Annotated in this window: 13 protein-coding genes; 5 read left to right on the top strand and 8 right to left on the bottom strand. The window is 61.9% G+C overall.

All coding sequences use genetic code 11. The annotated features are described in order from the left end of the window. Positions 1-48: 48 nt before the first annotated feature. Positions 49-1005 (top strand): alpha/beta hydrolase, encoded by a 957-nt coding sequence (locus tag PseuLF5_RS11330; protein WP_222833306.1) that lies wholly within the window; start codon positions 49-51, stop codon positions 1003-1005. Positions 1006-1962: 957 nt separating this feature from the next. Here the strand turns inward: PseuLF5_RS11330 and PseuLF5_RS11335 are convergent. From PseuLF5_RS11335 to pvdM, 5 genes are all read right to left on the bottom strand, one after another. Next, entirely contained in the window at positions 1963-4443 is a 2481-nt protein-coding gene (locus PseuLF5_RS11335; RefSeq protein ID WP_340133547.1) for a TonB-dependent siderophore receptor, read from the bottom strand. 114 nt (positions 4444-4557) lie between these two features. After that, positions 4558-6207 carry a cyclic peptide export ABC transporter gene (locus PseuLF5_RS11340; RefSeq protein WP_123463510.1) on the bottom strand — a complete coding sequence of 550 codons (1650 nt, stop codon included), beginning with the start codon at positions 6205-6207 and terminating at the stop codon, positions 4558-4560. Positions 6208-6315: 108 nt separating this feature from the next. Next, a complete protein-coding gene (pvdO, locus tag PseuLF5_RS11345; protein ID WP_186744738.1) occupies positions 6316-7203 on the bottom strand; it encodes a dihydropyoverdine dehydrogenase in 888 nt (295 codons plus the stop codon). 37 nt (positions 7204-7240) lie between these two features. Then, on the bottom strand, positions 7241-8521 hold the full coding sequence (pvdN, locus tag PseuLF5_RS11350; RefSeq protein WP_340133550.1) for a pyoverdine-tailoring periplasmic protein PvdN: 1281 nt from the start codon (positions 8519-8521) through the stop codon (positions 7241-7243). Next, positions 8518-9888: a pyoverdine-tailoring dipeptidase-like protein PvdM gene (gene pvdM, locus PseuLF5_RS11355; RefSeq protein ID WP_123463504.1), complete on the bottom strand. Its 1371-nt coding sequence runs from the start codon at positions 9886-9888 to the stop codon at positions 8518-8520. Before pvdM ends, pvdN begins: the two co-directional genes overlap by 4 nt. Positions 9889-10095: 207 nt before the next feature. Here pvdM and pvdP point away from each other — a divergent pair, with 207 nt between their 5' ends. Next, complete coding sequence (pvdP, locus tag PseuLF5_RS11360; protein WP_222833304.1) at positions 10096-11721, top strand: pyoverdine maturation tyrosinase PvdP; 1626 nt, start codon at positions 10096-10098, stop codon at positions 11719-11721. A gap of 175 nt (positions 11722-11896) precedes the next feature. Here pvdP and PseuLF5_RS11365 read toward each other — a convergent pair whose 3' ends face one another. From PseuLF5_RS11365 to PseuLF5_RS11375, 3 genes are read right to left on the bottom strand one after another with little or no spacing between them, the layout of a single operon-like run. Beyond that, a complete protein-coding gene (locus tag PseuLF5_RS11365; protein ID WP_267805768.1) occupies positions 11897-13291 on the bottom strand; it encodes an efflux transporter outer membrane subunit in 1395 nt (464 codons plus the stop codon). Positions 13292-13298: 7 nt separating this feature from the next. Then, positions 13299-15272, bottom strand: coding sequence for a MacB family efflux pump subunit (locus tag PseuLF5_RS11370; protein ID WP_336347748.1), 1974 nt, complete (start codon positions 15270-15272; stop codon positions 13299-13301). Next, complete coding sequence (locus tag PseuLF5_RS11375; protein WP_123463496.1) at positions 15273-16436, bottom strand: efflux RND transporter periplasmic adaptor subunit; 1164 nt, start codon at positions 16434-16436, stop codon at positions 15273-15275. 323 nt (positions 16437-16759) lie between these two features. On the opposite strand from PseuLF5_RS11375, the gene PseuLF5_RS11380 reads away from it, so the two are divergent. From PseuLF5_RS11380 to mgtA, 3 genes are all read left to right on the top strand, one after another. Then, entirely contained in the window at positions 16760-17242 is a 483-nt protein-coding gene (locus tag PseuLF5_RS11380; RefSeq protein WP_123463494.1) for a sigma-70 family RNA polymerase sigma factor, read from the top strand. Positions 17243-17373: 131 nt separating this feature from the next. Then, positions 17374-18708, top strand: a complete 1335-nt coding sequence (locus PseuLF5_RS11385) for a lysine N(6)-hydroxylase/L-ornithine N(5)-oxygenase family protein (protein ID WP_123463492.1) — start codon at positions 17374-17376, stop codon at positions 18706-18708. A 766-nt stretch (positions 18709-19474) separates the two neighbouring features. After that, complete coding sequence (gene mgtA / locus PseuLF5_RS11390) at positions 19475-22174, top strand: magnesium-translocating P-type ATPase (RefSeq protein WP_340133551.1); 2700 nt, start codon at positions 19475-19477, stop codon at positions 22172-22174. Positions 22175-22241 lie beyond the last annotated feature (67 nt).

Consider the following 22241-nt stretch of genomic DNA (forward strand, 5'->3'; position numbering starts at 1 on the left):
GGCGTTGCCAGGGCGCGCCCCTATTTTGCTGATACAAGGATCCTAGCGATGTCGTTACACCCTGATCTGGAAGCCTTTCTCGACCTGGCCCAAGACAGCCAGGACGCCGGCCTGCCGGCCATGCACCAGATGACTCCGAACGAGGCCCGCGCCACCTTCGAACAGACCACGGCGCAACTGCGCTGGGCTGCGCCTGAAGATCTGTCGGTGACGCCGATCGACACGGCGGCCCGGGACGGCGCGCCTTTGGCGTTGCGCCTGTATCGGCCGAACGGCGCCGGCACGTCGATGCCGGTGCTGGTGTATTTCCACGGTGGCGGGTTTGTCGTCGGCAGCCTCGATTCCCACGACGGTGTGTGCCGCGAGTTTTGCCAGCGCACGCCGTGTGCGGTGTTGTCGGTGGGTTATCGACTGGCCCCGGAGCATCGTTTTCCGACGGCGCTGGAGGATGGCGAAGATGCTTTGTCATGGCTGGCGGAAAATGCCGTCAGCTTTGGCCTTGATACCTCGCGCGTGGCGTTTGGCGGTGATAGTGCCGGTGCGACCCTGGCCACGGTGCTGGCGATTCAGGCGGTGGTGCAACCGCATACTGTGGCTATCGCGCCGAAGGCGCAGTTGTTGTGCTATCCGGTTACTGATGCTTCGCGTACGCACGATTCGCGGTTGTTGTTCAGCGAGGGGTATCTGTTGGAGAACGATACGCTTGACTGGTTTTATCAGCATTACGCTCGCAGTCCGCAAGACTATCTGGATTGGCGCTTTTCGCCGTTGTTGGCGGAGGATCTGCGCGGGGTGGCGCCGGCGATTGTGTTGTTGGCGGGTTTTGATCCGTTGCTTGATGAGGGGCAGGCTTATGCTGATAAGTTGCGGGGGCAGGGGGTGAGTGTCGAGGTTGAGCATTGTCCGGGGCTGACGCATGATTTGCTGCGGATGGCTTCGGTGATGCCTGATGTTTTGCGGGTGCATGAACGCCTCAGCCGGGCGTTGGCGTTGATGTTGGGGTGATTGGGTATTGGTTGGTTTTTGGGTGAATATCCGTTGCTGCGGTAATGGCTGATTAGGGTTCCGCCCTTACGGCGGGTCACTTTTTCCAGACGCCGAAAAAGTAACCAAAAAGGCTTGCTCCTACGTGCGGCCCGCTCGCTGGGGCTCGGGGTTCCTTCGCTCCGGGATTGATCCGGGCGCAGCGCCTCCGGTTTGCTTCGCTGCACCTCCTCTCGCTGTGTTTGGCTGCGCCAAACGGTCGCTGCGCTCCCACGCCCGGATCAATCCCTCCACTCAGCCTTCCGATGTCGCCTTACAGATCAAAATCAAGAGCAGGCGAGCTGACACTCGGCCTATTGAGTGGTGAGGAGCGGGTGTTCGGCTTTGGTTTTGTGATGGGGCTGCCCCTCACCCCAGCCCTCTCCCGAGGGAGAGGGAGCCGATCTGTGGGCTTTTCAAAGCCTGAGTTCACCGCGGTATCGCACGTCGGCGTAACTCTTCCAAACACCACCGCCAGTCCCCTCTCCCTCTGGGAGAGGGCTAGGGTGAGGGGCTCTTGATCTGGCTTGTAATCTTGCTTTGGCTTTGGCTTTGGCTTCGGCTTTTGATCTTTTGCCCCTTCGGCAGGCCGAGCGGAGGTGTTCATCCGGGGGTTAGGCGCGCAGCGCCGTGCGGCGTAGCCGCATACATCGAGAGGAGGTGCAGCGAAGCAAACCGTAGGCGATGCCCCCGGATGGACACCGTAGCGAGGGAACACTGAGCCTCAGCGAAGTGCCGTACGCCGGGGCAAAGCCTTTTGGGTTACCTTTTCGGCGTTTGGAAAAGGTGACTCGCTGTAAGAGCGAAACCGCCAGCGGCACCACCCGCAGCGACGGATATGCCCCCAAAACCCAAAGAGCATGGTCGGCCCGAACGCCGCCAAGACCAACAGGCGAAAAAAAGCCCCACCAAAGCGGGGCTCTCTCACATCACACCCAATCAGAAATCAGCCTTGACCGACATCACGAAGTTACGCGGATCACCATAGAAGTTACCGAACCCTTCGGTACCAATGGTCGAGTAGTAACGCTTGTCAAACAGGTTGTTCCCGTTCAACGCCACCGACCAGGTATCGTCAATGCGATAACCGATGCGACCGTTCCACACCGCATAACCAGCACCGTCAATGTTGTCACCGCCCAAAGGCGAAGTGCGGTAGTTGCCCGTCTGGGCATTAACCCCGGCACCGATCGTCACACGATCCAGCGGCCCGCTCAGGCTATAGTCACCCCAGACGCGCAACAAGTGACGCGGCACGTAGGAGTTGTAGACCACGCCATCCTGCGTGGCGTCGGCATCTTCCAGCACTTTGGTCTGGGTATAGGTATAGCCAGCCAACAATTGCAGACGATCAATCACCTCACCGCTGACTTCCGCTTCGAAGCCCTGGGCGCGAACCTTGCCGGAGTTGATCGAGCACGAACTGTCTTCGCAGCGCGGGTCATCCTGAGCGGCATCTTTCTGGATGGTGCGGAACAGGTTGAAGGAGCTGTTCAGACGACCGTCGAACCACTCACCCTTGATCCCCAACTCGTAGCTCTGCCCGACCAATGGCTTGAGCGTGCTGCCATCAATGGTCTTGTACGCGCCTTGCGGGGTGAAGATGTCGGTGTAGCTGGCGTAGGCGGTCAGGTTTTCGTTGAGGTCGAACAGCACACCGGCGAACGGCGTGACTTGCCCGGTTTCGGTGGACTTGGTGTCGACCTGGGTGCCTTCGCCACGGAAGTACTGCACCGAGTCGGTGTCGGACTTGTACCAGCTGACACGGCTGCCCAGGACGAGGGTCAGCGGATCGGCCAGTTTCAGGCGGGCGATGGAGTAAGCGCCGTATTGCTTGATGTGCATGTCCACCGGGCCGCCACGGGAGGCGTTGGCCAGGTAATAGCTTTCGTCCGGTTGCGGGATGTGATGATTCGGGTCGAGCACGTTCTGCCGTTGGGGCAGGGCGGCGACGGCGTAGAAGTCATCCTTGTGCGAGCGGCTCGCGTTGGCGCCGACGGTCAATTCGTGTTGCTGGCCGAAGGCGTCGAATTTACCGTCCACGTAGGCATCGAAGCCGTAGTCGCGTTGATCGTAGTCGTAGATGCTGCCCAGCATCAGTGTGTTCGAAGCGGTGGCACCGACCGGCACTGCGCCACTCGGGAAGGCGTATTCCATGTCCTGGGTGTTGCGCGAATAGACGCCCGCGACCTTCAGCGACCAGTCGTCGTTGAACTGGTGTTTCAGGTCGGCGAAGTAGGTGGCGCGTTTGCTGCGCTGGTTGTTCCATGCGGTGTTCAGGCAGGTGGAGCGCTTGAGGTGCAGGTCGGAGCCGTCGGCATAACGCGGCAGACCGCCCCAGCATGGCGTGGCGTCAACGTCTTCCCAGGCGAAACCCACGCCCAGCGTGGTGTCGGGGCTGAGGTCGAAGTCGAGGGCGCCGTAGTAGATCTGGTCCTTGCGGCTGGCCACGTCGTAGAAGTACTGACGGGTCTGCTCGGTGACCACGGCACGGCCACGGATGGTGCCGGCGTCGTTCAGCGGACCGCCGGTATCGACCTGGCCACGGTAGTTGTCCCAGGTGCCTGCCGACAGCGACAGTTGCGTGTGGGCAGTATCGCCGCCGCGCTTGCGCACGAAGTTGACGCCACCGGCGGTGCCGCCAGCGCCTTTCATCATGCCGGCGGCGCCGCGCAGCACTTCCACGCGGTCATAGATGGCCATGTCGCTGTTGAAGCTGTCGGCCTGTACGTAGCTGCTGCCGATGTCCAGTGGTACGCCGTCGTACTGGTATTGACCGGTCATGCGAAAGCCGCGCGAGTAGAAATACTTGCCGCCCATAGGCGAGTCGTACACGGTGATGCCCGGGGTCTTTTCCATCACCTGTTCGATGGTGTTGAGGTTCTGGTCATCAAGCATTTTGCGCGTCATGACCGTGACCGACTGCGGTGTGTCTTTCAGCGAGTGCACGCCTTTGCCAATGGTCACGCCACCGGTGGTGTAGGAGTTGCTGCCTTCGGTGGTGGCGCCCATGCGTTGCGCGTTGACGTTGGTCGGAGCCAGTTCCATCGCGTCGCCGGTGGCCGGGCCGAGCACCGTCACGGTGTTGCCGTCACGCTGATAGCGAATGCCGGTGCCCTTGAGCATCGCGTTCAGCGAATCATCGCCCTGATAGCGCCCGTTGAGCGCGCTGGAGCGCAGGCCTTGCAGGCTTTCCGGGCTGTAGACGATTTGCAGACTGGTCTGTTGACCAAGCGTCTGCAGCGCCTGCGCCAGTGGCTGGGCCGGAATGTTCAGGGTCCATTCCTGCGCCTGCACATACGGCGTGACAGCGACGGACAGGGCCAGACCCAGGCCGGTGCCGGCCAGGCGGGAACGTGTGGCGCCCTGCATCAGCAGGGCTCGAGTCAGAGGGCGAAGCATGAAACGGGATGCGGACATGAGGTTAAGACCTTGGCAGGTATAGTTGTTAATGGTTCTTATTCATCTCATTAAGACGAGGAAGCCGCGGCAAACCGGAAAACTATTTTTCCGGCCTGGCTGCGGCCCCGTGTTTCAAGCAGTCTGCAGTTCGCTTTTGACCTTGCCGGCCTCCATGCGCACCAGTTGGTCGGCGACGTCGAAGTAACGGTCATCGTGGGAAATCACGATGATGGTTTTGCCCAGACGCTTAAGGTCGGGCAGCAACTCGGTGTAGAAAATCCGCCGGAAGGTCGGGTCCTGATCCGCCGCCCATTCATCGAACACCAGCACCGGACGCTCTTCGAGCCAGGCGTTGACCAGCGCCAGACGCTTGCGCTGGCCGGTGGACAAATCGGTGGTGCTGAAGGCGCCGTCGCGCACGCTGACCTTGTGCGCAATCTCCAGACGTTCGAGGTAGCGGGTGGCGTCCTGTGGGACCTGGCGGTCGCCTTGAATCAGATCATCGAACAGGTAGTAGTCGGCAAAGATCGTCGTGAAGTTCTGCCGGTAATCATCGCGATTGAGCGCGGTGATCGGCTGATCGTTGACGCGGATTTCGCCTTCGGTCGGGGCGTACAGGCCGAGCAGCAATTTGATCAGCGTGGTTTTGCCGCAACCGTTTTCGCCGACGATAAACACGATCTCGCCTTGTTCGATGCGCAGGTTGACTGGGCCCAGACGGAACGGTTCGCTGCCAGCCACCGGCGGGAAGGCGTAGCGCACATTGTTCAGTTCCAGACTGTTGACGGCCCCGGGCTTCTGGCCCTGGTCTTCCAGCAACAGGTGCGGTTCGGGCGAGGAAAATTGCTCGCTCAGCTCGGCGATCCGGCGGAAGGCGATCTGCGCGCGGCTGATGATCGGCAAGGTGCTGACCAGATGCTCCAGCGGCCCTTTCATGTACAGCAGGACCAGCACGAACCCGCTCATCACCGCTTTGTCGCCGCTGGGCCAGAAGGATTGCAGGGCCAGCGCCATGCCGATGACCACGAAGAACAACATGGAACCGAAGGATTTGGCGATGACGAACGTGTTGATGGATTTGATCTGGGTGTCGCAGATCTTCTCGGCAGTTTTCTGAATGCCGGCGACGAACATGCGCTGGCGACGCGGACGGTGAATACGCAGTTCCTTGGCGCCTTCGGCAATCGCGTTGTAGTGCTTTTGCAGTTCATCTTCGCAGTCGCGTGCGGCGTAGAAACCGCGCATGCCCCTGGCCCGGGCAATCGCTTGAATCGTGGTGCCGATCGCAATCGCCACCAGCATCATCAGGAACATCGGCCACGACAGCATCGCCAGGTAACCGAGGCAGCCGAGGGTGACGGTCATGGAGATCGCCAGTGGCGCAAAGGCGAAGGCGAAGTCGCTGATGGTGTCGACGTCATGGGTCAGCACCGGGATCAGCCGGTGGCTGCGATAGCGCTCGATCTGGTCGATCGGCGCCGACAGGACCTTTTCCCCCAGTTCTTTGCGCAATTTGGCGATGATGTGCTGGCCGACGTAGTTGGTGCCGATGTCCGACAGAATCGTCGTCAGCAGCGCCAGTGCACAGAGCCCGGCGAAGATCATCACCACGGTACGGGTCAGGCCGTCATCGGAGTGCAGGGCATTGTTGATGGTGGCCAGCAGCACGGTGACGCTCAGGCCGCCGATCATGCCGAGCACGATGGACGCAGAGACGATCAGGCGGAATGGCTTGAGCAGGGCGAACAATTCGTTGATCGCCCCACGCGTAGGCTTGGTCATGGAGGATTCCTGCTTCGGTGCGGAGGGAGTGCCGGTACTTAAGGAAAACGAATGGTCACGCAGTTTCTTTAAACGACCGCAGACGGGCTGCGGTCGTGGCGGGCAGGCTCAGAGGTCGCGCACGACCCGGAAGCCGAGCCAGTCGCCCTTGCTGGTCGGCCAGCTGCTGTTGCGGTTGCCGGAGCGCGAAAACACTGGCGCTTCGCCCCAGTCGTTGCCGCGCATGACCTGGCGTTCGCAGTTTTCCTGCGTCCAGGGACGACCGTCGTTGGGCACCCCGGCGTAGTCCTTGTGATAACAGTCGGCGGTCCATTCGTAGACGTTGCCGTGGGCGTCGTAAACGCCGAAGGCGTTGGCCGGGAAGGTGCCGGCCGGCGAGGTGAAGTTGTAGCCGTCGGCGGCGCCGTAGGTGTTGGCGTGTTTGGAAATCTGGTAGTTGTTGCCTTCATCGAACGGGAACGGGAAAGGCCCGGTGCTGCCGCCACGGGCGGCGTACTCGCGGATCGATTCGCTTTGCAGGCGATAGGCCTGGCCGGTTTTTTTCGACAGCCAGTCGATGTAGCCCTGGGCTTCGGCGACGTTCATGCACACCGCCGGGTCGCGCGCGGTCTGTTTGAATTGCGGTTTGCCGGCGGTGCAGCGGCGGCCGGGGCGGTCGTCGAAGTCGTACGGTTTGTTACCGGTTTCGCGCACGTACGCGTCCCATTCACCCACCAGCACCTGGAAGCGGCTGATGGCGAACGGTTTGCTGAAGGTCACTTCGTGGCGCGGGCCCTCGTCCGGCTCGCGCCCGACTTCGTCCTCCGGGGTGCCCATGGTGAAGGTGCCGGTCGGCAGCACGACCATTTCCGGGCAGTCCTTGCAGTCCTTGAACACTTTGCCCGGCGCCGGCGGTGTCGCCGCTTGTGCGGCCGCGGGCAACAGACCGGCGCACAGCGCGGTCAGGGCCAGGGCGGGCAGGGCCTTGAAGGGGAATGAGGCGTGAGGCTTTTTCATGAGTCGTCTCTGTGAAAGGAAAACTGGAGTCGAGGGATCAGGCGCGCAGTCTTTTACCGAGAATGGCCATGAACCGGTCCACTTCGGTTTCGTCGTTGAGCAGGCCGGGCGCGGTGCGGATCACCGGGCCGACGTCGCGGCTGACGGCATCGCAGATCACCCGGTTGTTCATCAGGTAGGCGGCGACTTCATCGCTGTCCTGCCCCTTGACCCGGAAGAAGGTAAAACCGGCAGAGAACTGTGGATCGAGCGGGGTCACCAGTTCGATGTTGGCGTGTTCGCGCAGGCGCTGCTTCAGGTAGCTGTTGAGCTGATGGATGCGCGCCTGAACATCGGCCTTGCCCAATTGCAGGTGCAACTTGAAGGCTTCGTCCACCGCCCAGCGATGTTCGAAAGCGTGGTAGCCGCCCGGGGTCATGGTGGTGCCAAACGTTGTGGCCTCGGAGAACGTCGGCACGCTGGGGCTGACGTACTTCACCTCTTCGCTGCGGCTGCACACGATGCCGGTGCCGCGCGGGCCGAACATCCATTTGTGGGTGCCGGCAATGAAAAAGTCGCAGTTCATCTGCGCGAAACTCAGGTCATCGACACCGAAGCCGTGCACGCCGTCGACCACGTAGATCAGCCGGTCCTTGTCGTCGCGTTGTCGGTTGTGTGCATCGACCAGTCGCGATATTTCGGCGATCGGCAACTTCACGCCACTGCCCGAGTGCACCCAGGTCATGCCCAGCACGCGGGTTTCGGGACGGATGTTGCGGTTGATTGTGTCGAGCACCTGATCCAGCGAAATGCTTTGCGGCGTTTCGAACAGGTTGAGTTTGCGCACCCGTGTGCCATCGCGGCGGCTGCGGAAAGCGAGAATGTTGCGGGTCGAATAGTGCTCGTGTTCGGTGGTGAGGATTTCCTGATCCGGGCGCACCTGCACGCTGCCGTAAATCATCGCCAGGCCTTCGGTGGTGCTGCCGGTGAGGGCGATCTGGCCGGGCTGGGCCTGCAGGTATTTGCCGGCCCAGACCCGCACGTTTGCTTCGCGCTTTTCGGTGACACCGAAGTCCCAGTCCATGGCCAGGCCGGGGTTCTGGTCCAGTGCTGCACGATGACGCTCGATGGCCTCGCGCACGGGCCTGGGATGGGAGGTGATCAGAAAATTGGCGAAGTGAATCGCCTGCGGGTCCTGATCAAACAACTGACGCAGCCGGGCCCATTTGTCACCCGCCGGCGCAGTGGACGCCATCGCCGGCGATGTCAGGCTTGCGCCCATTGGCAGGGCTGCTGCGATCACGCCCGCCTGTTTCAGAAAAGTGCGGCGGTCAGTCATGGTCTGGCTGCGTCCTGACGGGAGGCCAGTGCCGGTTTGGCGGCGTTCTGTACTTGCTCCCAGACGCGCATGAAATTGCCGCCCCACAGCTTGGCGATGTCCGCTTCGGAGTAGCCGCGCTGGATCAGCTCGGCGGTGACGTTGCGGATCTCGCCGACGTTTTCCCAGCCCTTGATGCCGCCGCCATCGTTGAAGTCCGAGGCGATGCCGACATGGTCGATGCCGATCTTGCGCACGGTGTAATCGATGGCGTCGCCGAGGTCCTTGAGGGTCGCTTTCGGCTCTTCTTCAAGAATCGCGTAGAGGCCGCTGGCGTACTGGCCGAGTTTCTGCTCGGACCAGGCGGTGATGATCGGGTCGCCCGGCATCAGGGCCATGGCCAGGTTGGGCAGTGGCGGCAAGTCGAAGCGTGCGCGCAGGGCGTTGAGTTTGTCCTGGGTACCCTGGGTCAGCGGTTTGAGGTATTGCGAGAACCCGACCACCTGGACCACGCCGCCGCTGTTTTTGATCAGTTGCAATTCCTTGTCGCTGAGGTTGCGCGGAATATCCACCGCGGCCCGTGGCGCCGAGTGCGAGGCCACGATCGGCGTGCGGCTCAGTTGCGCGACTTGCTCCAGCGCCTTGGTCGACATCTGCGAGACGTCAATGATCACGCCCAGATCATTCAGGCGCTGCACCGCTTGCTTGCCGATGTCGGAGAGGCCGTCGAGGGCGTCCGGGGAGTCATTGAAAAACGGCAGCGGTCGCGACGAGTCAGCCCAGCTGTTGTTGCCGATGTAGCTGAAGCCGAACATGCGCATGCCGCGCCCGGCCCACAGGTCGAGCTTGCTCAGGTCGTTGCCCAGCGGGTAGGCGTTGAGCATGCTGATGAAAATCGCAAACTTGCCTTCGCCATGCAGGCGGCGGAAATCGTCGGGGGTGTAGGCGATACCGACCTGATTGGGAAAGTCGCGGACCATCCCGGAAATGATTTTGTAGCGCACTTCCTGCTGATTGCGTGCTTCCTCGACAAAGCCTTCGGTCGGGCGATGCGGGGCATTCGGGCCGTTCCACATCTCCGGCCAGCCGAACACGGTCAGCGCCGCGCCGGACAGGCGCCCGCGATTGGCCTTGATCAGGTCGAACTGCCCGGAACCGTCCTTGTCGGCTTCGTTGCCGTGGGCGCCAAAACTCAGCGGCACGGTGATGTGGCTGTCGAACGAGAGGAGCCGATCCTGCAATTCGGTCGCCTGCTTCATCACTTTCACCGGGTAGCCGGGGTTGTCCCGAAACCAGTAATCCCAAGCCAGAAACCCTGCGCCGGCGCTGATCGCCAAGGCCAGCGGCAGGCCGATAAATAGAGCCTTTTTCGAACGCGGTTTTGTCATTGCCATCTCATTCAGGTTCGCCGTCGAGGTGCAGGCGCAGGGGCCTTCGCTATCTGGGAGGAACGAGTGGTCGGGCGGGTAATTTAGTGAGGCGCGAGAAAAGCGCTGCCGGCGCGTGGTGATCTTTTACCGAGGCCATAAATTTGTTCGGCGAGCAAACGTTCTAGCTTGGATAAAGCCTGCTTCATGGCTGACACAGGTAGGGCAATGACGATCTCTCGACGCTGGTTCATGGCGGGCATGGCACTCACGGGCGCCGCGCTGCCTGCCGCTTTTTATGCACATCGTGAGCTGACCCGTGAGGAATTTCCGGTCACCCCGGGAGAGGCCACGGTCGATCTGGCCGACACGGCGGGTCAACAACTGGCGGACAGCCTGCGCGGCGTCTGGGATATCCGCTTTACCGGGTCTGCTGCGGGGCTGGACGGCCTGCCCGACGAAGGGCTGGAATTGTTTCTCGACATTGCCCAGCGTGGCCGCGGCTTGCGTGGCTATCTCGATACCGGTGCCAACCTGCGCGCTGATGCACCGGCGCGTTATCAGGTAATCGGCGATCTGGCACCGGGCAATGGCGCCGAGATGTACTGGCGGTTGCTGCGCACCGATGCGCCGCAAGCACCACCGGTGTACGAGTTCAAAGTCAAACTGGACGAAGTCTGGGCGGCGTTCGGCAATGCTGGCAGCGGCACCTTCACCGGGCAGGTCTTGCATCTGGACCGGCCGTTGGGTTTGCCCGAACTCGACAATCATTTCATCGCGATCAAGCGACGTTTCCCCGAGGCCCGTGAACGTGCCGGATTGAACCCGACGCTATTGGCCTGGCTGGTGGCGCCGGAGCATCGTTTGTTCCACCAGCTCTGGCACGCCACGCGGGACAAGTGGCACAAACTTTCGGAGAAAAAGCGCGAAGCCTTGCGCGGCATCGGCTGGCAGCCCGGCCCGCGTGACAAGGAGCGCGACGCCCGTGGGCCACGCAAGGATCGCAACGGCTCGGGCATCGACTTTTTCTTCATGCACCGGCACATGCTCGGCAAGGCCCGTTCGATGCAGGATTTGCCGTCCTGGCCGGCGTTTCCCCTGCCGCAACCGGAACTGGAACGCGACCGCCAGGGTTTCGCCCGCTACTTCGACAACCATGACGGCAATGCCTTGCCGCCGACCTGGCTGACCGAAGGCGACGACGAATACACAAAATGGGTCAGCGACATCAAAGCCGCCGAGACCTATCACAGCAATTTCCAGGTCTGGGAGTCGCAGTATCGCGACCCGCGGTACTTGTCGAAACTCACCCTCGGCCAGTTCGGTTCGGAAGTCGAACTGGGCCTGCACGACTGGTTGCACATGCGCTGGGCGTCAGTGGCGCGTGATCCGTCCAATGACATTCCGGTGCCAATGGCACGCGATCAGGCCGATTTTGCCGCGCGCTGGTACGTCCCGGAAAACGACTTTCTCGGTGACCCGTTTTCCTCCCATGTGAACCCGGTGTTCTGGCGTTTTCACGGCTGGATCGACGATCGCATCGAAGACTGGTTCCGGGCCCACGAGCGCTTTCATCCGGGGGAAGTCAGTCGTCTCGAAGTCAACGGCGTACCGTGGTTTGCGCCCGGACGCTGGGTTGAAGTCGACGATCCCTGGCTGGGCCCGGACACCCACGGCTGCAGCACGGTGCCCGGTCTGCAAGTCGGACGCTCGGTGGAGATGGACCCGGAAACCATGAAGCTGGCGCTGCGCATCACCTTCGGCGACGAAGACCACATGGCCGACCTGTTTCGCAAAGTGCCGCAGCGGCCGTGGTATGCGCGGCATCTGAAAGTCAAAGGGCGGCAACTCTAAGCGCAAAAAAAATCGCAGCCCGGTGCTGCGATTTTTTTTGCCTGGGGATGTTGGTTCGCCTGATCCGGCGCTTTCGCGAGCGGGCTCGCTCCCACAGGGGACTTTGTAAACGACGCAGAACCAATGTGGGAGCGAGCTTGCTCGCGAAGGCGTCGGACCAGTCGCTAATTTGCGCTCAGATCACTTGCCACCCACCGCCCAACGCTTTGTACAAGGCAATACTCGCTTGCAGTCGCGACAAGCGCAGTTGCACATTCATATCCTGCGCCGCATACAAGGTGCGCTGGGTTTGCAGCACCGTCAGCAGGTCTTCGGCGCCGGCCTGATAGCGGCTCTGGGCAATGTCAAACGCGGTTTGCGCCTGGCTCAGTTCTTCGCTTTGCCATTGCCGTTGTTCATCGAGGCCGCGAATACTGCTGAGGGCTTTTTCCACATCGGCGAAGCCATTGATGATCGCCCCGCGATAGGTTTCCAGCAGCTCGTCCTGACGGGCCTTGGCCTTGTCGCGTTCGGCACTCAGGCGACCGTTGTTGAAGATCGGCGCAGTCAGCCCGGATGACAGGTTATAGAACGTCGTGCGCAGCAGGTCAGCAGCCAGATCGGCGCCGGTGCCGAGACTGGCGGTGAGGGTGATTTTCGGCAGCATGGCGGCGCGGGCCACAGTGACGTCAGCCTGAGCGGCCGCCAGTTTGGCTTCGGCGCTGGCGATGTCCGGGCGCCGGCTCAGCAGGTCGCTGGGCACGCCACTGGCGATGTTCGGCCACTGCAATTGTTCGAATGACTGTTGCGGTGCCGACAGCGCCTGCACCGGTTGGCCGAGCAGGGCGGCGAGGGTGATCAGCGCTTCGCGGGCCTGTTGCTGCACCAGCGGCAATTTGCGCTGTTGCTCGGCGACCAGGCTTTTTTGCTGGGCCAGTTCCAGCGCGGTGGCGCTGCCGGCATCAAACCGGGTTTGCACCAGGTGCAGGACGCTTTGCGCGTTGGCCAGATTGAGCGCGGCAATCCGCGCCTGTTCGCGCAACGCCAGGGCCTGGGTGTAACTGTTGGCGACGCCGCTTTGCAAGGTCAGCTCCACGGTGGCGCGGTCGAACTCACTGGCCTGCACGCCAAACACGGCACTGTCGCGCGCCGCGCGTTTACCGCCCCAGAAGTCGATTTCGTAACTGGCGCTCAACTCGGCGTCGTAGTAATCCAGCGAGCGATTGTCCGGGTTGACGTCGAGCTGGCTGTAGCCCTTGCCGTGCAACAGTTTCTGCCGGTTGGCATTCAGTCCGGCCTTGATTTCCGGGAGCAGCGGGGCGCCGGCAATCGTAGCGCTGGCCTGTGCCTGCCGGACCCGGGCAACGGCGGCGCCGAGGTCATGGCTGCCCAGGCGCGCCTGTTCGATCAGTCGATCGAGTTCGCGGCTGCCGAACTGCGTCCACCACTGGCGATTGCTCTGCACCGCGTCGGGATGGTCAGGCGATTGCCAGGCGGGCGGTGCCTGCACGCCGCTGTCGGGGCGCGGCGCAGGGCTGTTGCAGGCCGCCAGCATCAGGCTGGCGGCAAGGAGTGTCAGTGGCGCTTTCATAGAACGATCATTCACTGGTAAGGGCCGTGACCGGGTCGAGCCGGGCAGCCTTGCGGGCAGGCATGAAGCCGAAGAGGACGCCGGTGATCAGCGCGCAGGTGAAGGCACCGAGTACCGCCAGCCATTGAAACGCGATCGCCACGCCACTGAACACGAGCACGCCACCGACCAGCATCGCCAGGCTGATGCCGGCAATGCCGCCGACCACCGAGAGCATCACCGCTTCGGTGAGGAACTGGCGCAGGATGTCGCGCTGGCGGGCGCCGGTGGCCATGCGAATGCCGATTTCGCGGGTCCGTTCGCGCACGGTCATGAGCATGATGTTCATCACGCCGATACCGCCCACCAGCAAGGAGATGGCGGCAATCGCGCCGAGCATCAGCGACAGCGTGCCCTGGGTGCGCGCCTCGGCCTGGATCATCGCGGCGTTGTTGGTCAGTTCGAAGTCCTTTTTGCCGTGGTGCCGACGCAGCATCGCCTGTTCGATGGCCTGTTCGGCGTCCTTGACCTTGCGTGCGTCCTTGGCGGCGATCACCACGTATTCCGGATTGCGGCTGCCGAACAGGCGCATGCTGGCGGCGGAATAGGGCACGGCGATGCGGTTGTCGCTGTCGGAGTCGCCGGAGCTTGAGCCTTTTTCAGCCAGAACCCCGAGCACCTGAAACGGCACGTTTTCGATCAGGATGTACTGGCCGATCGGGTCGGCGACATCCTTGAGCAACTTGTCACGCACCTTGGTGCCGATCACCGCCACGGCGGCGGCGCTGTCTTCGTCGGCCTGGGTGAAGTAACTGCCCTGAACCACCGGCCAGTTGAAGATGCTTGGGAAGTTGGTGTCATTGCCGCCGACGTAGCTGCTGTGGTCGGCATTGCCGAAACGCACGCCGGCGGTCGAGCCGTTGACCGGCATGATGCGTTCGACCTGGGGCAGGGCAGCCAGCTCGGCGACGTCGTCGAGGGTGATGATGCCCGGCGGCGTGCGCGGGTTGGGGGCGGCGCCGCTGAGGTAAATGATGTTGGACCCGAAGGCGCCCATCTGCGCCATCACCTGACGCTTGCTGCCTTCGCCCACGGCCAGCATCACCACCACCGAGGCCACGCCGATGACGATGCCGAGCAGGGTCAGCGCGGTGCGAAAACGATTGATCCACATGACCCGCCACGCGGCTTGCACGGCGTCCACCAGTTCACCTTTCCAGGCGCTGGTCTGGCTGCTGCCGGTGCTCAGGCGCTGGCGCAGATCGACCGCTTGCAGGGCACCGGGATTGGCACGGCGGACGGCGGCTGACGGATGTGCGGCGGTATCGCTGATGATCAGGCCATCGCGGATTTCGATGATGCGTTGGGCCCGTTGCGCCACTTCGCGGTCGTGGGTGATCAGAATCACCACGTGACCCTGGCCGGCGAGTTCGTCGAGCAGGGCCATGACTTCGGCGCCGCTGTGGCTGTCGAGGGCGCCGGTGGGTTCGTCGGCGAGAATGATGTGGCCGCCGTTCATCAGCGCCCGGGCAATCGACACCCGTTGTTGCTGACCACCGGAAAGCTGATGCGGACGGTTGCCGGTGCGCGTGCCCAGACCGAGACGTTCCAGTAACGCACGGGCTCGCGCATGGCGTTCCGCCGCCGGAGTGCCGGCGTAGATGGCCGGCATCTCGACGTTTTCCTGAGCGGAACCGGACGGAATCAGGTGATAGCCCTGGAACACGAAACCGAACGCCTCGCGGCGCAGCCAGGCCAGTTCGTCGCTGTCCAGTTGCGCGACGTCCTCACCGGCGAAGCGATATTCGCCGCTGGTGGGGCGGTCGAGGCAGCCGAGGATGTTCATCAGCGTCGATTTGCCGGAGCCGGACGCGCCGACAATGGCGACAAACTCGCCGGCATGAATCGACAGGTCGATGCCGCGCAACACCTGCACCTGCGGACTGTCGTCGCCGCCGTAGGATTTGCGGATCTGCCGCAGGTCAATCAGGGGCGTTTGCATTCAGCCTCCGCTGCCGGTGGCTGGCGTGCTGAGGATGTGATCGCCCTCGGCCAGGCCTTCGAGCACTTGTGTGCGCAAGCGGTCGCTGATGCCGGTGCGCACGTCGCGGGACTGGATGTCGCCGTTGGCGGCGACGATCTGTACGCGTTGCCACTGCGCACGCGTGCCCGGTTGCAGGGCGGCGCTCGGCACAGTCAGGGTGTTCTGTGCCTGCTGGGCGACGAAGAACACTTGCGCGGTCATGTCGGTCATCAGGCTGTTGTCGGCGTTGTCGACGTCGAGCAGCACGGTATAGAGCACCACGCGTTCGCTGCCACTGCGCCCGCTGGTGGGGCTGCCGCCCTGGTTCTGCTCGAGCGGGCGCGGCGGCACCGGCAGAATCTGCCGTACGGTGCTGCTCCAGCGTCGGCTGCCACCGCTGAGGGTGGTGAAGTAGGCGGTCATGCCGGGTTTGACGTGGCCGATGTCCGCTTCGGAAACCTCGGCCCACACGGTCATGGGCGAGAGCCGGGCGATGCGCAGGATCAGCGGGGTTTGCTGTTGCGCATTGAGCGTCTGGCCTTCCCGGGCACCTACCGCGACCACGGTGCCGCTCATTGGCGCAAAAATGCGTGTGTAGCCGAGCTCCGCTTCGTCGCTGCGCAGGCTCGCCTGGGCCTGACGGATCTGTGCCTGGAACATGTCGATGCGCGCCTGGGTCGCGCGCACTTCGGCGCGGGCGGTCTGCACATCTTCTTCACGGGTGGCGCCGCCGGCGGCGAGTTGCTGCTGGCGCTGGTATTTCTGCCGTGCGAGGTCGTGCTGCGCACGCTGTTCCTGCAGTTGCGCCTTGAGGTTTTCAATGGAGAAGCGTCCGGCGTCGAGTTTGGCTTTTTGCGTGGACGGGTCGATCTCCACCAGCAACTGGCCTTCCTTGACCGTATCGCCTGCCTCGACATGGATCTTCTGGATTTGCCCGGACGCCTGCGCACCGACATCGACATAACGACGCGGCTGCAAGGTGCCGAGTGCGGTCACGCTGTTTTCGATGTTGCTGCGGGTCACCTGCACGGTGGCGAGAGCGTCTCGTCCGGGCGGCAGCACCTGCCACGCGGCAACGGCAATCACGGGAATCAGACAAAGGGCGGCGAACAGGGCGCGTCGGGCGGGGCGGGGACGTTTCATGCAGGGTTCCGGCCAGTGAATTCGGCCCGTCATTCAGCGCAGGCAGCGCGGTGCGCGGAGGCTGAACGCTGTCGCAAGGCGCGACAGATACGGGGAGCTGTCCTGTAAACGATGCATGCACGAGGGAATTTAAGCCCGCATACATCAAGTAACCGGTAGCTGCAGCGGACTATTTGGCCAGGATGTGGAAACAGCGCTTTAAATCTATATGAGAATTACTATAAATTACGCACCTCAAGTTGCCACCCTCTTGCTACTGCGGATCGCCCGCGGCTGGAACCGTGTGCTCAAGGACAGGAATTGCATTGATACGGTCGGGAGTCATGTTGGAAAACTACTATCGCGAGCTGGTGTGTTTCCTGAACGCCAGGCTGGGCAACCGTCAGGTTGCCGAAGATGTGGTGCATGACGCTTATGTGCGGGTGCTGGAGCGTTCCAGTGATACACCGATCGAGCAACCCCGGGCGTTTCTCTATCGCACGGCGCTGAACCTGGTCATCGACGACCATCGGCGCAATGCCCTGCGTCAGGTCGAATCGCTCGACGTACTCGACAGCGAAGAACGCTATTTCACCCCGTCGCCCCACGGCACCCTCGATCACGGCCAGCGCCTGGAAATGCTTCAGCGCGCATTGGCAGAATTGCCGCCGCTGTGCCGCGACAGCTTTTTGCTGCGCAAGATCGAAGGCCTGTCCCATCCGGAAATCGCCGCGACCCTCGGCATTTCCAAGGCACTGGTGGAGAAACATATCGTCAACGCCATGAAGCACTGCCGGTTGCGCATCAAGCAATGGGACGCCCATTGAGCCGTCCTCGTTAAATTTCTTTTCATCGTCCTCGTTCCTACTCAACAGACGACCTGCTGACCTGTTTCAGGCCGGTCAGGCCACCCAGGCTTTATCCCCGTGTTGAGGGGTTCATCCAGAGGACACTGGAAATGACACAGGCAATTGCATCGCCCATCGTTCACGACCTGATCGGCGTCGGTTTCGGCCCTTCGAACCTGGCGCTGGCCATCGCTCTGCAAGAGCGCGGCCCGACCCAGGGCGAACTGGATGTGCTGTTTCTCGACAAGCAGGCCAACTACAGCTGGCACGGCAATACCCTGTCGACCCAGAGCGAACTGCAGATTTCCTTCCTCAAGGATCTGGTGACCCTGCGCAATCCGACCAGCCCGTACTCCTTCGTCAACTACCTCAAGCAACACGGGCGTCTAGTGGACTTCATCAACCTCGGCACCTTTTATCCGTGCCGCATGGAATACAACGATTACCTGCGCTGGGTGGCCGGGCAGTTCACCGAGCAAAGCCGGTACGGCGAAGAGGTGCTGACCATCGAACCGGTTTTGCACAACCATCAGGTTGAAGCGCTGCGGGTGATTTCCCGCGACAGCCAGGGCCTGCAACATGTGCGCACCACCCGCTCGGTGGTGGTCAGCGCCGGCGGCACGCCGCGGATTCCGGAGGCGTTCAAGGCACTCAAGGGTGACAGCCGCGTGTTCCATCACTCGCAGTACCTGGCGCAAATGGCCAACCAGCCGTGCGTGAACAATCAGCCGATGAGCATCGCCATCATCGGCGGCGGGCAGAGCGCGGCGGAAGCCTTTATCGACCTGAACGATTCGTTCCCGTCGGTGCAGGTCGATATGATCCTGCGCGGCTCGGCGCTCAAACCGGCGGACGACAGCCCGTTTGTCAACGAAGTGTTCTCGCCGGAATTCACCGACCTGGTGTTCCAGCAGAGCAGCGCCGAGCGCGAGCGTCTGGTCAACGAGTACCACAACACCAACTATTCGGTGGTGGACATTGATCTGATCGAGCGCATCTACGGCATCTTCTATCGCCAGAAGGTCTCCGGGATCGCCCGTCATGCGTTCCGCACCCTGACCACCGTCGAGAGCGCCATCGCCAGCGAAAACGGTATCGAACTGGCGGTGCGCAACAACGCCACCGGCGAACTCACGGTGCGGATCTACGATGCCGTGGTGTTGGCCACCGGTTACGAACGGCAGATGCACCGCAAACTGCTGGCACCGCTGGAAGAATACCTGGGTGACTTCGAGGTCGATCGCAACTACAAACTGATCACCGACGAGCGCTGCAAGGCCGGTCTGTACATGCAGGGCTTCTGCCAGGCCAGCCATGGTCTGAGCGACACATTGCTGTCGGTGTTGCCGATTCGCGCCGACGAGATCGCCGGCTCGTTGTATGAGCATGGCAAGCACCGAGGGCATCGGTCGATGGCGGATCTGTTGTTGGCGACTGCCAGCTGACTCAGTATTTCCTGATACACCGCCATCGCTGGCAAGCCAGCTCCCACAGGATCTGTGTTGGACACAAAATTTGTGTTCACTGGAGCTCCCTGTGGGAGATCGCCGGCTCGTTGTATGAGCATGGCAAGCACCGAGGGCATCGGTCGATGGCGGATCTGTTGTTGGCGACTGCCAGCTGACTCAGTATTTCCTGATGCACCGCCATCGCTGGCAAGCCAGCTCCCACAGGATCTGTGTTGGACACAAAATTTGTGTTCACTGGAGATCCCTGTGGGAGCTGGCTTGCCAGCGATGGGGCCCTTATGGCTTAGAAAAATCTGATTTCTGAACCCTTCCTGAACATCCCCAACATTCCCCGACACACTTCCTTACACGGGTTTACTCTCCAATCATCGGGGCGTAAGCTTCGCGCGTTTTCATCAATAGCGGAGACCCACAGTGGGTACTTGTTCGAGTGACAGTTGTCGGCCGGTCTCGGTAACCGGCAGATTCTCGGCAAGATAACGCGCAGCCTTTCTCTGCCGTTGTCTCGCCGTAAAGCGAGCAGCGGCATCCCGATCATGGTCTGTTGAGACCATGTCCCGACGTCCTTCTCATCGACACTGAAAAAGTGTGCTTTCGACCTGCACGGTCGTCATCGCAACTTTATCGACACGCCTGTCTTTTCTGACCGGCGCGCCAAGCCTTGCCGTGCCGGTTTTTCCGGCGCACGAGGCGCGGTCGTACCTGCTTGACGGTTTCCCGGCTGACCATAGGGGCAACAGCCATGAAACTTACGCTCAAGGAATTTTTCGCAGGCTTCCTGCGTACACGCCACATCGCCCGGCACTTCCGTCGCCTGGCGCTGCTGGAATCAATCAAAGACACCACGGTCAGCCGTGAAGTGCCGCCCACCCTGGCCAACACGCTGGTCGATGCAGCCCATCGCGACAGCGGCGAACTGCTGACGTCGCTGGGTACCCACACCGATGGCCTGACCGATTTTGAAGTCGACGCACTGCGCGCGCAGTACGGTCTCAACGAGGTCGAACACGAGCAGCCGCTGCCGTGGTGGACGCACCTTTGGCACTGCTACAAAAACCCGTTCAACCTGCTGCTGACCCTGTTGGCGGTGATTTCCTGGCTGACCGAAGACCTCAAGGCCGCCACCGTGATTTTCTCGATGGTGGTGTTGTCGACGCTGCTGCGCTTCTGGCAGGAAAGCAAATCCAACCAGGCCGCCGATGCGCTCAAAGCGATGGTCAGCAACACCGCCACGGTGATGCGCCGTGACGCGCCGCGCAGCGAACTGCCGATCAAGCAACTGGTGCCGGGCGATCTGATCGTGCTATCGGCCGGCGACATGATTCCCGCCGACTGCCGGGTGCTGAGCGCCAAGGACTTGTTCGTCAGCCAGGCGGCGATGACCGGCGAGTCTATGCCGGTGGAGAAATTCCCGCGTCAGGCCGACCGCGACACGCGCAATCCGCTGGAGCTGGAAAACATCCTGTTCATGGGCACCAACGTGGTGTCCGGCACGGCGGTGGCGGTGATTCTCACCACCGGCAACAGCACCTATTTCGGGGCGCTGGCACAACGGGTCGGGGCGACTGACCGGGCCGTGACGTCGTTCCAGACGGGCGTCAACAAAGTCAGCTGGCTGCTGATCCGCTTCATGTTCGTCATGGCGCCGCTGGTGTTGTTCATCAACGGTTTCACCAAGGGCGACTGGACCGAAGCGCTGCTGTTCGCATTGTCGATCGCTGTGGGTCTGACCCCGGAAATGCTGCCGATGATCGTCACCTCGACGCTGGCCAAAGGTGCGGTGTTCCTGTCGCGCAAGAAAGTCATCGTCAAGCGTCTGGACGCGATCCAGAACTTCGGTGCGATGGACGTGCTGTGCACCGACAAGACCGGCACCCTGACCCAGGACAAGATCTTCCTGGCACGCAATGTCGATGTCTGGGGTGATGACTCCGACGACGTACTGGAAATGGCTTACCTCAACAGCTACTACCAGACCGGGCTGAAAAACCTGCTCGACGTGGCAGTGCTGGAACACGTGGAGGTCCACCGTGAATTGAAAGTCGGCACGGCGTTTCGCAAGGTCGACGAGATCCCGTTCGACTTCAATCGTCGGCGCATGTCGGTGGTGGTCGAAGGGCGTGGCGAGCCGCATCTGCTGATCTGCAAGGGTGCGGTGGAAGAGGTGCTGGCAGTGTGCAGCCGCGTGCGGCATGGCGAGGTCGATGAAGCCTTGAGCGATGAATTGCTGACCCGGATTCGTCAGGTCACCGCAGCATTCAACGCTGAAGGCTTGCGCGTGGTGGCAGTCGCTGCCCGGTCGCTGCCCGAGGGGCGCGACACTTATAGCCTGGCCGATGAACAGCAACTGACGCTGATCGGATACGTGGCATTCCTCGATCCACCGAAGGAAAGCACCGCGCCGGCACTCAAGGCCTTGGCCGAGCATGGTGTGGCGGTGAAAGTGCTGACCGGCGACAACGAGCTGGTCACCGCGAAGATCTGCCGCGAAGTCGGTCTGGCGCAGCAGGGCTTGCTGATGGGCAATGACATCGAGCGCATGAGCGATGCCCAACTGGCCGTGGCAGTGGAGAACACCAACGTCTTCGCCAAGCTGACGCCGACACACAAGGAGCGCATCGTGCGCATCCTCAAAGGTAACGGCCATGTGGTCGGTTTCATGGGCGACGGGATCAACGACGCGCCGGCGCTGCGCACCGCTGACATCGGTATTTCCGTGGACAGCGCGGTGGACATCGCCAAGGAAGCCGCCGACATCATCCTGCTGGAGAAGAGCCTGATGGTGCTGGAGGAGGGCGTGCTCGAAGGACGCCGCACCTTCGCCAACATGCTCAAGTACATCAAGATGACTGCCAGTTCGAACTTCGGCAACGTGTTCTCGGTGCTGGTGGCCAGTGCGTTCATTCCGTTCCTGCCGATGCTGCCGATGCATCTGCTGGTGCAGAACCTGCTCTACGACATTTCGCAGATTGCGATTCCGTTCGACAACGTCGATGAGGACATGCTGAAAAAACCGCAGCGCTGGCAGCCGGGGGATGTCGGTCGGTTCATGCTGTTCTTCGGGCCGATCAGTTCGATCTTTGACATCACCACGTTCGCCTTGATGTGGTACGTATTCGATGCCAACACCCCGGACCACCAGACCCTGTTCCAGTCCGGCTGGTTCGTGGTGGGGTTGCTGACCCAGACACTGATCGTGCACATGATCCGTACGCCGAAGATTCCGTTCCTGCAAAGCCGTGCAGCCATGCCGCTGCTGGTGATGACCGGGATCATCATGGCGGTCGGCATCTTCCTGCCGATGGGGCCGCTGGCGCACTACTTCAAACTGCAGGCGCTGCCGTCGATGTACTTCGTGTTCCTGCCGATGATCCTGCTGGCGTATATGGCGCTGACCCAGGCGGTGAAAGGCTTCTACATCCGTCGGTTCGGCTGGCAATAACCGCAGAACAACGCTGTTCCCCTGCAGGAGTGAGCCTGCGCGCGATAGCAGTCTGTCAGTCAACATT

Source organism: Pseudomonas sp. LF-5 (assembly GCF_037626295.1).
Taxonomy (GTDB): domain Bacteria; phylum Pseudomonadota; class Gammaproteobacteria; order Pseudomonadales; family Pseudomonadaceae; genus Aquipseudomonas; species Aquipseudomonas monsensis.